This window comes from Sinorhizobium sp. RAC02 (genome assembly GCF_001713395.1).
Lineage (GTDB): Bacteria > Pseudomonadota > Alphaproteobacteria > Rhizobiales > Rhizobiaceae > Shinella.
The window spans coordinates 2,159,685-2,173,440 of record NZ_CP016450.1 but is presented as its reverse complement, the minus strand read 5'-3'; the positions used below and the strand labels follow the sequence as shown (position 1 = coordinate 2,173,440).

General features: G+C 63.7%; 16 protein-coding genes. 2 read left to right on the top strand and 14 right to left on the bottom strand.

All coding sequences use genetic code 11. From position 1 onward, the window contains the following. Position 1: 1 nt before the first annotated feature. The 7 genes from dxs to BSY16_RS10425 all read right to left on the bottom strand — a co-directional run bounded on the left by dxs (position 2) and on the right by BSY16_RS10425 (position 5,121). On the bottom strand, positions 2-1,921 hold the full coding sequence (dxs, locus tag BSY16_RS10455; protein ID WP_069061491.1) for a 1-deoxy-D-xylulose-5-phosphate synthase: 1,920 nt from the start codon (positions 1,919-1,921) through the stop codon (positions 2-4). Between the two features lie 263 nt (positions 1,922-2,184). After that, a complete protein-coding gene (locus BSY16_RS10450; protein WP_069059595.1) occupies positions 2,185-2,589 on the bottom strand; it encodes a DUF1801 domain-containing protein in 405 nt (134 codons plus the stop codon). 19 nt (positions 2,590-2,608) lie between these two features. Continuing rightward, positions 2,609-3,031 carry a DUF1801 domain-containing protein gene (locus BSY16_RS10445; RefSeq protein ID WP_069059594.1) on the bottom strand — a complete coding sequence of 141 codons (423 nt, stop codon included), beginning with the start codon at positions 3,029-3,031 and terminating at the stop codon, positions 2,609-2,611. 9 nt (positions 3,032-3,040) lie between these two features. Next, positions 3,041-3,247 carry a hypothetical protein gene (locus BSY16_RS10440; protein WP_069059593.1) on the bottom strand — a complete coding sequence of 69 codons (207 nt, stop codon included), beginning with the start codon at positions 3,245-3,247 and terminating at the stop codon, positions 3,041-3,043. A 13-nt stretch (positions 3,248-3,260) separates the two neighbouring features. Further along, the gene (locus BSY16_RS10435) at positions 3,261-3,689 is read right to left on the bottom strand and encodes an SRPBCC family protein (RefSeq protein WP_069059592.1); all 429 of its coding nucleotides are present in this window, start codon (positions 3,687-3,689) and stop codon (positions 3,261-3,263) included. Beyond that, positions 3,686-4,009, bottom strand: a complete 324-nt coding sequence (locus tag BSY16_RS10430) for an ArsR/SmtB family transcription factor (RefSeq protein WP_069059591.1) — start codon at positions 4,007-4,009, stop codon at positions 3,686-3,688. Before BSY16_RS10430 ends, BSY16_RS10435 begins: the two co-directional genes overlap by 4 nt. Before the next feature lie 188 nt (positions 4,010-4,197). Next, the gene (locus BSY16_RS10425; RefSeq protein WP_069059590.1) at positions 4,198-5,121 is read right to left on the bottom strand and encodes a pirin family protein; all 924 of its coding nucleotides are present in this window, start codon (positions 5,119-5,121) and stop codon (positions 4,198-4,200) included. 161 nt (positions 5,122-5,282) lie between these two features. Here BSY16_RS10425 and BSY16_RS10420 point away from each other — a divergent pair, with 161 nt between their 5' ends. Then, positions 5,283-5,669: an ester cyclase gene (locus BSY16_RS10420; RefSeq protein ID WP_069059589.1), complete on the top strand. Its 387-nt coding sequence runs from the start codon at positions 5,283-5,285 to the stop codon at positions 5,667-5,669. Positions 5,670-5,715: 46 nt separating this feature from the next. On the opposite strand, the gene BSY16_RS10415 is transcribed toward BSY16_RS10420, so the two are convergent. From BSY16_RS10415 to BSY16_RS10400, 4 genes are all read right to left on the bottom strand, one after another. Continuing rightward, positions 5,716-7,872 (bottom strand): calcium-binding protein, encoded by a 2,157-nt coding sequence (locus tag BSY16_RS10415; RefSeq protein ID WP_069059588.1) that lies wholly within the window; start codon positions 7,870-7,872, stop codon positions 5,716-5,718. Between the two features lie 218 nt (positions 7,873-8,090). Then, complete coding sequence (locus tag BSY16_RS10410) at positions 8,091-8,348, bottom strand: exodeoxyribonuclease VII small subunit (RefSeq protein WP_069059587.1); 258 nt, start codon at positions 8,346-8,348, stop codon at positions 8,091-8,093. A gap of 2 nt (positions 8,349-8,350) precedes the next feature. Continuing rightward, on the bottom strand, positions 8,351-9,277 hold the full coding sequence (locus BSY16_RS10405; protein ID WP_069059586.1) for a histone deacetylase family protein: 927 nt from the start codon (positions 9,275-9,277) through the stop codon (positions 8,351-8,353). 69 nt (positions 9,278-9,346) lie between these two features. Continuing rightward, positions 9,347-10,297 (bottom strand): zinc-dependent alcohol dehydrogenase family protein, encoded by a 951-nt coding sequence (locus tag BSY16_RS10400; protein WP_069059585.1) that lies wholly within the window; start codon positions 10,295-10,297, stop codon positions 9,347-9,349. Between the two features lie 20 nt (positions 10,298-10,317). Between BSY16_RS10400 and BSY16_RS10395 the strand changes: the two genes are divergently transcribed. Further along, positions 10,318-10,719 (top strand): acyl-CoA thioesterase, encoded by a 402-nt coding sequence (locus BSY16_RS10395; protein WP_286157118.1) that lies wholly within the window; start codon positions 10,318-10,320, stop codon positions 10,717-10,719. On the opposite strand, the gene BSY16_RS10390 is transcribed toward BSY16_RS10395, so the two are convergent. Genes BSY16_RS10390 through BSY16_RS10380 form a run of 3 tightly spaced genes read right to left on the bottom strand, consistent with a single transcriptional unit; the run spans position 10,705 to position 13,755 of the window. Further along, positions 10,705-11,100 (bottom strand): GFA family protein, encoded by a 396-nt coding sequence (locus BSY16_RS10390; RefSeq protein WP_069059583.1) that lies wholly within the window; start codon positions 11,098-11,100, stop codon positions 10,705-10,707. The two genes, BSY16_RS10395 and BSY16_RS10390, sit on opposite strands and share 15 nt — an antisense overlap. Further along, positions 11,097-12,290 carry a thiolase family protein gene (locus BSY16_RS10385; RefSeq protein WP_069059582.1) on the bottom strand — a complete coding sequence of 398 codons (1,194 nt, stop codon included), beginning with the start codon at positions 12,288-12,290 and terminating at the stop codon, positions 11,097-11,099. Before BSY16_RS10385 ends, BSY16_RS10390 begins: the two co-directional genes overlap by 4 nt. Next, the gene (locus tag BSY16_RS10380; protein ID WP_069059581.1) at positions 12,268-13,755 is read right to left on the bottom strand and encodes a class I adenylate-forming enzyme family protein; all 1,488 of its coding nucleotides are present in this window, start codon (positions 13,753-13,755) and stop codon (positions 12,268-12,270) included. Before BSY16_RS10380 ends, BSY16_RS10385 begins: the two co-directional genes overlap by 23 nt. Position 13,756 lies beyond the last annotated feature (1 nt).

Genomic DNA, 13,756 nt, shown 5'->3' with positions numbered 1-13,756 from the left:
ATCAGCCGGCCGCCACGACATCCACGGCCTTCTGGCCGAGCGCCTGGAAGACGGTGGAGACGATGCCGGCGCGGTCGAGGCCGGCCTTGGCATACATGGCATCGGGCTTGGCCTGTTCCATCCAGATATCCGGCAGCACCAGCGGGCGCACCTTCAGGCCGTGGTCGAGCAGACCCTCCATGGCGAGGAACTGCAGCACATGGCTGCCGAAGCCGCCGACCGCGCCTTCCTCGATGGTGATCAGCACCTCGTGGTGGCGTGCAAGCTGGCGGATCAGGTCGTGGTCGAGCGGCTTTGCGAAGCGCGCATCGGCAACCGTGGTGGAAAGCCCGGCGGCATCGAGGTCTTCGGCCGCTAGCAAACAGTCGGCGAGCCGCGTGCCGAAGGAGAGGAGGGCGACCTTGGTGCCCTGCTTGACGACGCGGCCCTTGCCGATTTCGAGGATTTCGCCACGCACCGGCATTTCGACACCGACGCCTTCGCCGCGCGGATAGCGGAAGGAAATCGGGCCGTCGTCATAGGCGGCTGCCGTGCGCACCATGTGCTTCAGCTCCGCCTCGTCGGCGGCGGCCATCACCACGAAGCCGGGCAGCGTCGCGAGATAGGTCGTGTCGAAGGAGCCGGCATGGGTCGGGCCATCGGCACCGACGAAGCCGGCGCGGTCGATCGGGAAACGCACCGGCAGGCCCTGGATGGCCACATCGTGCACGACCTGGTCGTAGCCGCGTTGCAGGAAGGTGGAGTAGAGAGCGCAGAACGGCTTGTAGCCCTCGGCCGCAAGGCCGGCGGCGAAGGTCACCGCATGCTGCTCGGCAATGCCGACATCGAAGGTGCGGGCCGGATAGGCGGCGGCCAGCTTGTCGAGGCCGGTGCCGTTCGGCATGGCGGCGGTAACGGCGACGATCTTCTCGTCGAAACCGGCTTCCTGCACCAGCGCTTCGGCGAAGACGGAGGTATAGGCCGGCGCATTCGGCTTGGCCTTGGCCTGCGCGCCGGTGATGACGTCAAACGTGTTGACGCCGTGATACTTGTCGGCGGCGGCTTCGGCCGGCGGATAGCCCTTGCCCTTCTGGGTGACGACGTGGATCAGCACAGGGCCCTTGGAATTGTCGCGCACATTGCGCAGCACCGGCAGCAGATGCTCGAAGGAATGACCGTCGATCGGGCCGATATGGTAGAAACCCATTTCCTCGAAGAGTGTGCCGCCGGTGACATAACCGCGCGCATGCTCGACGGCACGGGTGATGGCGCGGTCGACCTTCTTTCCGAGATAGGCCGTCAGTTTCTTGCCGAAATCGCGGAAGCCCATATAGGTGCGGCCGGAGGCGAGGCGCGCGAGATAGGCGCTCATCGCGCCGGTCGGCGGGGCGATCGACATGTCGTTGTCGTTGAGGATGACGATGAGGCGCGCATCGAGCGCACCGGCATTGTTCAGCGCCTCGTAGGCCATGCCGGCGGACATCGCGCCATCGCCGATGACGGCGATGACATTGCGGTGGTCGCCGGAAAGATCGGCCGCCACCGCCATGCCGAGGCCGGCGGAAATCGAGGTGGAGGAATGGGCGGCGCCGAACGGGTCGTATTCGCTTTCCGCGCGGCGGGTGAAGCCGGACAGGCCGTCTTCCTGGCGCAGCGTGCGGATGCGGTCGCGCCGGCCGGTGAGGATCTTGTGCGGATAGCACTGGTGGCCGACGTCGAAGATCAACCGGTCCTTCGGCGTGTCAAAAACCTTGTGAATGGCGATGGTCAGTTCCACCACGCCGAGGCCTGCGCCAAGGTGCCCGCCGGTGCGCGACACGGCATCGATCATTTCCGCGCGAAGCTCGCTGGCGAGTTGCGGCAGGTCACGATCGTCGACGGCCTTCAGGTCTGCGGGAATGCGAACCTTGTCGAGCAGCGGGGTGGCTGGCGTTTGTGTCACTCTCATGCCTCGTTGTCACGCCCGCTGGCGATGGCTCCCTTGCGGAGACACGGCCCGGGCATGCGGTCTATATAGTGCGCTAGCCTGTCACATGCAGAATGCGGCGCGCGATTTCAACCGTTTCAGCAAGTCTAGAGCGTATTTCGCCGGATTGATACTATGCAAACCGACGCAGGGCCGCCTTCTGTCCGGCAATTCGGGCATTTTGCAGACAGCGTTGGACCCTGTTGCAGGAGCGCAATTTTTTGTGAGAGCGAAGCGGGCTACTTCTTCTTGCCTGCGCGTGACGACTGATTGAGGGCGACGGCCGCGCGGATCAGCGCTTTCAAGGCCTCTTCGTTGATCGCTTCGCCCTCACGGAAATCGATGGCGCGCCGCGTGTTGCCTTCGAGACTGGAATTGAACAGGCCCGCCGGATCCTCGACCGACGCACCCTTGGCAAAGGTCATCTTCACCACCGCCTTGTAAGTCTCACCGGTGCAGATGATGCCGTCGTGCTCCCAGACCGGAACGCCGCGCCACTTCCACTCCTCGACGACCTCGGGGTCCGCCTCCTTCACCAGCGCGCGCAGCCGGGCGAGCGTCCCGCCGCGCCAGTCGGCGAGGTCTGCGATCCTCTTGTCGATCTGCCTGGAAGGGGATTCCGTTTCGCTGCTGGCCTGGTCCATGGTTGTATCCTCTCGTTTCCTACAGCCGCTCGCCGGGAAGCTCACTCGCCTGCCTGATCCAGCTGGCAAGCTGCGCCTCGTCGAGATCGTCATCCTCATGAATGTGAAAGTACCGCGTTTCCGGCGTCTTGGAGGCGACCGGCGGCACCGGATCGAGCGAGGTGCCGCGAAAGAACGTCAGCTTGATGTATTTCGCAAAGCAGTGATAGCCGAGAAACCAGCCTTCGCCCTCGATGCCGTAGAACGGTGAGTTCCATTTCACCGCCTTGTAGACATTCGGTACGCTTTTCTCGATCAACGCATCGAGCCTGCGGCCGACATCGCTCTTCCAGCCGGGCATGGCGGCGATATAGGCCTGGATCGGGCCATCGCCGTAGCCTTTGGCAATCTGCGGATTGCCGCCCGAGAGAAGCCCGGGCTTTTCCGGTGTCTTGTCTGCCATGAGGTCCTCCTAGCTCCGCTGTGCCCGGGCCAGATAGGGCAGGGCGAACAGGTAGAGCCCGCTGAGCAACAGCAGGATGAGGGGGAAGAGCGCAAGCAGGCCGACCCAGATGGCCGGCTCCGTCTGCGTCATCGCCGCGATGTTGATGATCACGGCGAGCGTGAAGACGATCGACAGCCAGCGGTGAACCTGGCGGATCCGCATGTTCCAGCGCATTGCCGTTCCTCCCTTATTCCAGTCCCGCCAGAACCCGTTCGAGGTTCGTGAAATGCGCCTGCCAGCCGTGGCGGGCGCCACCGAAGGCCTGCTTCTGTTCCGGCCGGAAGCCTGTCTGCTCCATGCGCAGAAGCGTGCCGTTGGCCGTCGGCGTGAGCGTGAAGGATACCACGCTGCGCAGATCAAAGGCAGGATCGTCATGCATGTAGTTCCAAGTATAGGTCAGCGTTTTGCCCGGCTCGACGGTCAAGACCTCGCAATCGACACCGCCCCAGTCGCCGCTGAGCCTGAACGTTTTACCGACGGCGGGCTGAAAATCCTCATTCCGCATCAGCCATTCCGTAATCAGGTGCGGCTGCGTCAACGCACGCCACAGCTTTTCCGGCGGGTGGGCGATATCGCGCTCGACGACGACGGAACGCGTCTCTGATGCAACGGTCATTGGTCCATTCTCCTCAGCAAATTTTCAAGATCATCGAACCGCGATTCCCAGAACCGCGCCATCTGGCTGGTCCAGTCGATCAGCGGGGCAAGCGCACCGAGCTGGGCGCTGTAGTGCGTCTGGCGACCCTCGTGGCGGTCGCGCACGAGGCCGGCCTGCTTGAGCAGGCTGAGGTGTTTGGAAACGACTGGCTGTGAAACGCCGGCCTGGGCCGTCAGTGCGCCGACGGTCTTTTCGCCTTCGCGGCAAAGCCGCTCGAACAGCGCCCGGCGCGTCGGGTCCGCCAGCGTGCGGAACAGGGTGTCTTGCGGTTCGGTCACTAATCCATACCTCGGTGGCTATGGATTTTCTTATAGCTGTATGGCTATGAATTAGTCAAGGCCGCTTATTCCCCTTTCGTCATCCGCGGCTCTCAACGCGCCGAAGAGCATACTCGAAGATAGGGTGTGCGGGCGGGAGAGATGCAAATCGCAATCGCATCTCAACTAAATAGTCAATCGCCTATGCATCATCCCGCCGGCAACGGTACGAACTCTTCCTCGTCGCCGGGCACGATATCGAAACGGCCGGTGCGCCATTCCTCCTTGGCCTGCTCGATGCGCTCCTTGGAGGAGGAGACGAAGTTCCACCAGATATAGCGTTTCGAGCCGAGCGCCGCGCCGCCGAACAGCATGATGTGACAGCCTTGCGGCCCCGCCTTCAGGGTAATCGCATCGCCGGGGCGGAAGACGAGCAGGCGGTCCGCCTCGAACACATCGCCCGCCACGTCGAGCGTGCCGGAGAGTACATAGACCGCACGCTCCTCCCAGTCCGCCGCGAGCGGCGCGGCAGCACCCGGCGCCAGCATCAGGTCGGTGTAGAGCGTATCGGTCGGCACGCTGACGGGCGAGGCGTGGCCTTCGTACTTGCCGATGATGGTGCGTCCGGTGATGCCGTCGGCCGAGAAAGCCGGAAGCTCGGCCTTCGTCGTGTGGGCAAAGACCGGGGCCATCTCCTCATGGCTGTCGGGCAAGGCGAGCCAAGTCTGGAGCCCGGAGATGGATTGCGGATGGCCGCGCAGGTTTTCCGGCGAGCGCTCCGAATGCACGATGCCGCGTCCCGCCGTCATCAGGTTCAGGTCACCGGGGGCGATCACCATCTCGGTGCCGAGACTGTCGCGGTGCTTGATCTCGCCGTCGAAGAGATAGGTGACGGTGGAAAGCCCGATATGCGGATGCGGCTTGACGTCGATCGCCTCGCCGGCGCGCAGGAGCGCCGGGCCCATCCGGTCGAAGAAGATGAACGGGCCGACCAGCCGCCGCTTTGCCGTCGGCAGCGCACGCCGTACCTCCAGCCCGCCGATATCGCTGGTGCGCGGAATGATCAGCAGCTCCAGTGCGTCGCACGCCGGTGCATCGCCAGCCTCGGGGTCCTTGCCGGGAAAGAAGCTCATTACGCCCTCCTGTCGTTGGTTTGTGACGGCATGCTAGCCGGCGGAGAGGGGGAGGGATAGGGCAGCCGCTGTTGACGCTGTGGTCAGGCTTTCATGCCTCTGGCCTTTATTGCGGGCCGCGCCATATTGGAGACATCCACTGCCGGAAGCAGGAAAAACGCATGACCAAGGACGAAATTGCAGCCCTCTATCGCGGCTATATCGGCTGTCTCAACAAGCAGGATTGGCCGAACCTCGGCAGCTTCGTCCACCAGGACGTGCATTACAATGGCGCGCGCATCGGCCTGTCGGGCTACCGCACCATGCTGGAAGGCGATTTTCGCGCCATTCCCGACCTGCGCTTCAACATCGATTTCCTGGTCACCGACCCGCCGCACGTCGCCAGCCGGCTGCTGTTCGAATGCACGCCGGTCGGCACTCTCTTCGGCCTGCCGGTGAACGGCCGAAAAGTCTTGTTCACGGAGAATGTCTTCTACGAATTCGAGGATGCGCGTATCCGCAATGTCTGGTCGATCATCGACAAGGCCGCGATCGCCGCACAGCTCTGAGGCTCACGCCCCGTCGAGCGGCTCCGTGCCCTGCGGCTTGCCGGGGCTATAGTATGAAATCACTTTGCGTGAGGGTTACCGTTCCGACGAGTATAATACCCAGATCTGCAACGCCATCACCGTCCACGTCGAGCTGCACATAGGTCTTGCCAGTCGAAACAAAGCTTCGCACCTCTCCTACCTTGCCGCTGAAGGGGCTGGCTCCAACGAAGGAATATGCAGGTGATCCCTCATGCAGGAGATGGATCTTGTCGCCTTCGCTTTGTTTGAAGTCGGTGATGACGTCGCGCGCTCCCGTTGTCGGAAGCGAATCGGAGGCATCGGCGAAAACGAAATGATCCGCGCCCTTGCCGCCTGTAAGTCTGTCCGAACCCTTGTTGCCGGTCAGAGCGTCGTCGCCATCGCCGCCACGCAACGTGTCGTTTGCGCGTCCGCCAGAAAGGACATCATCGCCCTTGCCGCCGATGATCTGCACGGAAGCCCTGGCAGAACGCCCCTCAGCGACCAGGCTATCATTGGCACCAAGCCGGCTGCCATTAATCGTTATGGCTTCGGCTGTCGCTAGAACGACGTCCGTTTTATCGCCGCTGGCGGATGTATTGACGATCTTCAATTCCTCGACGCCGGTGATCTTGCGGCCGAGCGTGCTTTTGCGTCCTTCCAGAACGAGGATCGTATCGAACCCGCCGCCACCTGTTATGGTGTCAATGGTGGTCAACCCGCTCGAATCTGAGAACCGCTTTTTGCTGGTAAGCGAGTAGTCGAAAATATCATTACCCATGCCGCCGGAAAGAACGTCTACTCCTGGCGAGCGAACAGCAATATGCACCGAATATTTAGTATCCGTCACGCCCGAGGCGTCGATTGTTACCGTGCCGCCGGACATGCCGGCTTTATTCTGGATCCACAGCCGCCCGTTTTCGTCATGGTTTTTCTTCAGAAACGCTTGGCCGACGGTAAAGGTAACCTCGTTTTCGACGAAGTCGATAATTTCAATGCCAGAGACGGTCATGGTATTCAGTATATCTGCCGGAATGTCTCGTCCTGAAATCTGTATCGTGTCGATTCCGGCGCCCCCCGCAACCAAGTCTGTATTGTATTTCGGGTTCCAGTACTCCCATGACAGCTTGAAGACGTCGTTCCCTTCGCCGCCATACATTTTGTCGACACCGGGTCTACCTGTGAACATCCAAAGGATTTCATAATCACCGGCGTAAAGGCTGGAATCGCCGATAAAGGTGTCATTTCCTGAGCCGCCGTAAAGCCGGTCTGCTCCGCTTCCGCCGACCAGAATATCATTTCCCTTGCCGCCGGACAGGCTGTCATCGGCGGCTCCGCCGATCAGGATATCTCCCGCGTTGCCACCCGTGACGTCGAGCATGCTCTGCAGAGATTTAATTCCCGATCCATCGATGATCAGCTTCCCGTCAACGGCCTTTGCGGCCTTCTCCGTCCCATAGTTGTGGTCCGTCGAGATTTCGATCGCGTTGCGACCCACATAACGACTGCTATCACCAAAATCGATTGTACGAGACTGCCCTGCGGATAAATCCGTGACGACGATTTTCTCGACATTCTTGACCCCGGTCAGCGTGGTAAAGCCATTCGGGGCCATCTTTTCCTTACCGTTCACGGTCGTCGTGCCGCCCGCGCCAACCAGCACGATTGTATCGGTTCCGGCTCCGCCATCGATTTTGTCGTCTATCAGCGAGTTGGCGTAGTAGATGAATCTGTCGTTTTTGCTGCCCGTTCGCAGGTTGTCGTAGCTGTCCCGCTCGAAGCCATCGGTTGAGTAGCGTCCCATGGAGCCATAAATGTCGAACGACATGTTCGTGACGGTGGAGGCAGAGAGTTCCAGTCGTCCGCCATCGAGGTCGAGCCTGGACGCATCCAGGGTGAATTGCTCGACCTTGTTCATTTTGAAGAATGTGTTGTCGAAAGCCAGCTTGAAACCGGCGTGATCGTACCCTTCGGTGTTCCGCGAAATGAGAGCGATGCCTTGGATATTCGACAGGGTTGGCCAGTCGGTTTGGAAAATCTTCCATGGCTGGGCAAAATCGTTGATCAGAACCAGGGCGTTGTCGCCCCCACCACCGCGGACCTTGTCGGTTGGCGTCATGAAGCCGGGAAAGAAATAGAAATAGTCGTCTTCGCTTCCGCCGACGAAACGGTCGATACCCTCGGTGCCGGTAAATTCAGCCATTGCAAGCAGCCCCTTTATGCCAACGCGTTCTTTTTATGGGGTTATGCCGATGCGCAGGCACGCTATCCATTCAATGAATCGAGGGCAGTCCAAAACGTTACTCGATCAAGGGCTCCAGCGCTGTACGAAAGAGAGCTCTAGCCGCCGATCATACGGTGGCTAGAGGTAAAATTGCAGCGTGTTTTATGTCAAGGAAAAATTCAACCTTCGCGGGCCAACTACGCCCCGTCGAGCGGCTCCGTGCCCTGCGGCTTGCCGGCGCGGTCGAGGCGGATCTTTTCGATGCGGTTTTCGGCGGCCGACAGCAGCGTCTCGCAATGTTTCTTCAGTGCTTCGCCACGCTCGTAGATCTCGATCGAACGGTCGAGCGGCACGTCGCCGCGCTCGAGGGCGGCGACGATCTTTTCCAGTTCCTCGACGGCCTGTTCGAAGGAGAGCGCGGAAACATCCGGGGCGGCAGGGGCGGGGTTGCTCATGGTCAGCCTCTCATCAGGCGGTAGATATGGGTGGCGGCGGATTCGGCAAGGCCCGTGAGGTCGTAGCCGCCTTCCAGCAGGCTGACCACCCGGTTGTTAGCCGATTTTTCGGAAAGTTCCATCAGCTTTGCCGTCGCCCAGTCGAAATCGTCGGCGACGAGATTGATCTGCGCCAGCGGGTCGCGGTGATGCGCATCGAAGCCGGCGGAGATGATGATGATGTCGGGCTTGAAGTCCGCGACGCGCGGCAGCACACGCGACTTGAAGGCCTCGCGAAAATGGTCGCTGCCGTCATTGGCGGAAAGCGGCGCGTTGACGATGTTGCCGGCGCCCGTCTCGCCCTTCGCGCCGCTGCCGGGATAGAGCGGCATCTGGTGCGTCGAACAGAACAGCACGGAGCGGTCGTCGTAGAAAATGTCCTGCGTGCCGTTGCCGTGGTGCACATCCCAGTCGACGATGGCGACGCGCTCGGCGCCGTGCGCCTTCTGGGCATGGCGGGCGGCGATGGCGGCATTGTTGAAGAAGCAGAAGCCCATCGCCTTGTTGCGCTCGGCATGGTGGCCGGGCGGGCGGGCGGCGACGAAGGCATTGTCCGCCTTGCCGGAAAACACGGCGTCAACGGCGGCGATCGCACCGCCGATACCCGTCAGCGCGGCCTGGAAGCTGGCGGGGCTGGCATAGGTATCCGCCTCGACCTGGTTGATGTCCTCTTCGGGAATCGCCGACATCACCGCCCTGAGGTGACTTTCGGGATGGGCGAGCAGCACGAAATCCTCGTTCGCCTGCGGGGCCTTTTCGCGCACCAGGGGCGCAAAGCGCTCATGCTCCAGCGCAAGATTGATCGCCCGGATGCGGTCCGATCGCTCCGGGTGGCCCTCAGGCGTGTGATGCTCGAGGAAGATCGGGTTCTCGAAGAGAAACGTCGTCATGGCCGGAAGCTACCCATTGCGGTTGGCGAGGTCCACGGGAAATGGGCCGATGTCCACCCTTTTCAACCGTCACGGCGCAAGGAGCAGTTTTCCGCTGCGCGCCGGATCGTCCTGCCGGGCAAGCGCTGCGGCAAGCGCGGACAAGGCGAAAACCCTGTCGACGGCGGAACCGAGCACACCGGTGCGGATGCCGGCAAAGCTGCGCGCAAAGGCTGCCTCGATCTCGGCGCGCGGGGCGGAATGCACCCAGTTGCGCAGCCAGAGGAAGGAGAAGGCGACGTCTTCGCGGCGCCTGGCAACCAGCATCGGATCGAGTTGCAGGCCGGAGAGCGCACCATACTGGATGAACGCGCCGCCGGGGCGGATATGCCGGAACAGCGCATTGCCGGGCTCTCCGCCGACAGCATCGAGAACCGCGTCAAGCGGCGGTGAGGATTGCACGACGACATCGCCCGAAAAGCTTTCCTTCAGCCGGGCCGCGGTCGCGGCGCTGCGCACGAGGGCGACGGGCTGAAAACCGGCCTCCGCCAGCAGCACCAGCAGCATCTTTCCGATCGCCGAGGCGGCGGCGGTGACACCGATGCGCTGGCCGCGCACGCTGCCGAATTGCGCCTGCACGGCATTGACCAGCTGGAAGGCCGTCAACGGATTGACATAGGCCATGGCCGCCTGGTCGTCGGAAAGATCGTCGGGCACCGCAAAACACCGCTCAGCCGGGCGGACGAGATAGTCCTGCCACAGCCCGCTCGCACCGATCGGCAGCACGCGCTGGCCCGGCGCAAGGCCGGTGACACCCTCGCCAAGCCCGACGATTTCGCCGACACCTTCGAAACCGGGCACGAAGGGCAGGGCGGTGCGGCTGCGATAGGCGCCGGTGACGGGAATGAGGTCGGAGGGGTTGATGGCCGCGCGCCGGATGCGGATCTCCACCTCGCCGGGGCCGGGTGCGGACCGCTCCGTCTCTTCGAGGCCGATCACTTGCCGGGGATCGCCGAACGCTCTAACAACGGCACGAAGCATGGTTTATCCCGGGGGTCGACGTGGAACAGACGGTAGACATCACGGTGAGCGATATCAGGATACCCTTCCGCGATATAGACATGCACGGGCATATGCACAATGCCGCCTACTACGCCCATGCCGAAGCCGCCGTCGCCGGCCTCTGGCGGCATCGGCCGGATGGTGCGAACGATCCGGTCTATTTTGTCCGCAAATCCGGCTGCACCTTCCATCGCGGCCTCCGGCTCGACGATCTCGCCCGCCTGAAGGTCTCGGTCGCGCGCATCGGCGCGACCTCGCTGAGCTTTGCCGTCGCTATGTCCTGCGAGGGCGCTCCGGTCGCCGATCTGGAGATCGTCTGGGTCGCCGTCGATCCGGCGACCCGCCAGCCCGTCAATGTGCCGCAGCCGGTGCGCGATTGGCTGAAATTATTCCTCGGCTGACGCCGTCTCGACCTGCAGCCAGCCCGGCCGGCAATCCTCGAACGAATGGTATTGCGGCGCCAGCGCCGGATCGGCCGGGTCGTCGAAGCCGCCGATGAGCAGCGCCACGACCGGTTCGTCGTCGATCGCGCCGATGGAACTGCCGCAGGCCGGGCAGAAGGCGCGGCTGGAATAGTCGGAGGAGCGCCAGGTCGAGGGTGTTCCGCCGGCACCTGTCCATTGCAGGCGCTCTGCGGGAAACTCCACCCAAGCGGCGGTCGGCGCGCCGGTATGCTGCTGGCAGAAGCGGCAGGAGCAGGTATGCGGCTTTTCCGCCGGCCCCGTCGCCGCGAAACGGACGGCGCCGCACAGGCAGCCGCCTGAATAAATCTTGTCGCTCAAATCGTTCCTCCCGTTTTTTGAAACAAAGTCGCAATACCCATGCCGCCGCCGATGCCCATCATGGCGAGTGCCGTGGTCCCGGCATCGGCCGCCCGCATCTGCGCGAAAAGCCGCGTGACGAGGATCGCGCCGGAGGCGCCATAGGGATGGCCGAGCGCCAGCGCCCCGCCGCCGCGGTTGACCGCCGCGGGATCGACCCCGAGCGCATCGAGGCTTGCCAGCACCTGCGAGGCGAAGGCCTCGTTGAACTCGAGGAACGGGATAGCCGCGACGTCGAGCCCCGGATTGCGCGCAACGAGTTTTTGCATCGCCGGCACCGGTCCAAGGCCGAGCAGGTTGGGGTCGACGCCCGCCACCGCGCTGTCGATAATCTCCAGCAACACCGTCAGGCCAAGATTGCGCGCCTCGGCAAGCGAGGTGACCAGCACGACCGATGCGCCATCATTGACCGGGCAGGCATTGCCCGCCGTCACGGTGCCGTTCGGCCGGAAGACGGGTTTCAGCGCGGCGAGTTTCTCCAGCGAGGTGTTTTCGCGCGGGCATTCATCGCGGGAGACCATACCGGAGGGCGTCTCGACCGGCACGATCTCGCCGTCAAACTGGCCTGCCTTTGCGGCCGCGACGGCGCGGCGGTGGCTTTCGAGCGCGAAGGCATCCTGCCGCGCGCGGCTGATACCGGCGTGCGCAGCGACATTCTCGGCGGCGATGCCCATGTCCGGATCGCCGACGGCATCCGGCGCCATGCGGGCGCGGCGCACCGGCTCCGGTTCACCGCCGGGCGTGGTGGACGGGCGAAAGCGCAGATGCGCCCGGCTGCTGCTCTCCGTGCCGCCGGCAAGGTAGAAGCGGCCGGCGCCCGCCTGCACGAGCCGGGCCGCCAGCGCGATCGCCTCCAGCCCCGAGCCGCATTGCCGGTCCACCGTTATGCCCGGCACGCTGATCGGCAGGCCCGCCTCCAGCGCGGCGAGGCGGGCGAGATTGCCCGCACTGTTGGCGGCATTGCCGAGGATCACGTCATCCACGGCCTCGGGCGCGAGCCCGGTCTCGGCGAGGATATGGCGAATGAGGGGCGCGGCGAGATTGGCCGGCTCGATAGCCGAAAGCGAACCGTTGACGCGGCCGATCGGCGTGCGAAACGCCGCGGCGATGACGGGAATCCGGCTGGGGTCAGAAGAGCCGTTCGAGCGCATTGCTGCCCTCCACCACCCACTGCCGCACCATCTTCGCCTCGACCTTGCCGGAGGGTGTCACCGGCATGGCGCGGCAAAGCCAGAGCCGCCGCGGTTGCTTGTAGCGTGGCAGCACTTCGGCCATCGCTGCCGAAAGCCCGTCCGGCGTCAGGTCCGATCCGCTCGGTTCGATGACGGCGACCAGCTCGCTGCCGAGATCGGCATGCTCGACACCGAAGACATGGGCGGCGCGAACATGCGGCAGGCCGAGGAGCGCTGCTTCCACTTCGGACGGATAGATATTGTTGCCGCCCGAGAGCACCATGCCGCCGGAGCGGCCGAGGAGATGCAGCGTACCGTCCGCCTCGAGAAATCCAAGGTCGCCCACGGTGGCAAGGCTGCCGAAACGGGCAAGCCCCGCGCCGTCGCCAGCACCAAGATAGCCGGTGGCGACAAGCGGGCTTTCGACGAAGATGGTGCCGGTTTCGCCCGCGGGCAGCGCCTTGCCGGCGCCGTCCAGAATGGAGAGCCGAACGCCGGGAAAAGCCGTGCCGACGGCGGTGGAGGAGGCGGGATCGCCCGGCGCGGTGGCGGTGATGAAGCCGAGCTCCGAGGCCCCATAATATTCGCGAAGCGCAGCCCCGGGAAATGTCTTGCTGCACAGCGCGTGGTCGGCAGCCGTCAGTTTGGCGCTGGCAATGGTGATCGCCGTCACCCCTTCCGCGCCGTCGCTCTCGCAAAGCCGGCGCAGCACCGTGGGCACGAGGACCAGGCGGCGCACGGCGTTGCCCCGGATGGTTTTCAGCGCCTCCGCGGCCTCGAAATGCCTGGCGGAATGGAAGGTACCCCCGGCAAGCAGCGTCTCCGTCATCGCGTAGAGCGCAAGGCCGTGCGCGAGCGGGCCGGGTGCATAGGTGCTCGCCGTCGCGTCGATGCCGAAGAAGGGGGCACCGGTTGCGAGGCTGGCACGCCAGGAGCGGCGATCACGGATGATCGGTTTCGGGTCGGCGGTGGTGCCGGACGTGAAGACGATCAGGAACGGATCGTCGCCATTGCCCTCCGGGAGCGGCGGCGCGCCGAAGGAGGCTTCTTCGGCGATGGTCGCGTTGTTGCCGTCGCGTGGGCTGCGGACAAGAAGGGCAGGGCCGTCTGCGATGACGATGAGATCGGGATCGAGCTTTTCGATCATCCGGCGGCGAACCGGTTCCGGCAGGTGCGGATCGATCAGGGCGGCGCAATTGTTGCCGGCCGTCGCTGCGGCGAAGGCGGCGGGAAAGAGCGCGTGGTTACCGGTGACGATGGCGATGAGCCGGTTTTGCGGCCCGATCGTACTGCAGCCTTCAGGCGTCAGATTGGAGAACGCTGCGAAGAGACGCCGCGCCGTCGCAGTCAACGCACGGTAGGAGAGAACCCGGTCCTCCAGATGGAAGGCCGGGTTCGCAGGATTGTTGGCGGCGTGCTGTTCGAGTGCGCCGGAAAGCGGCATG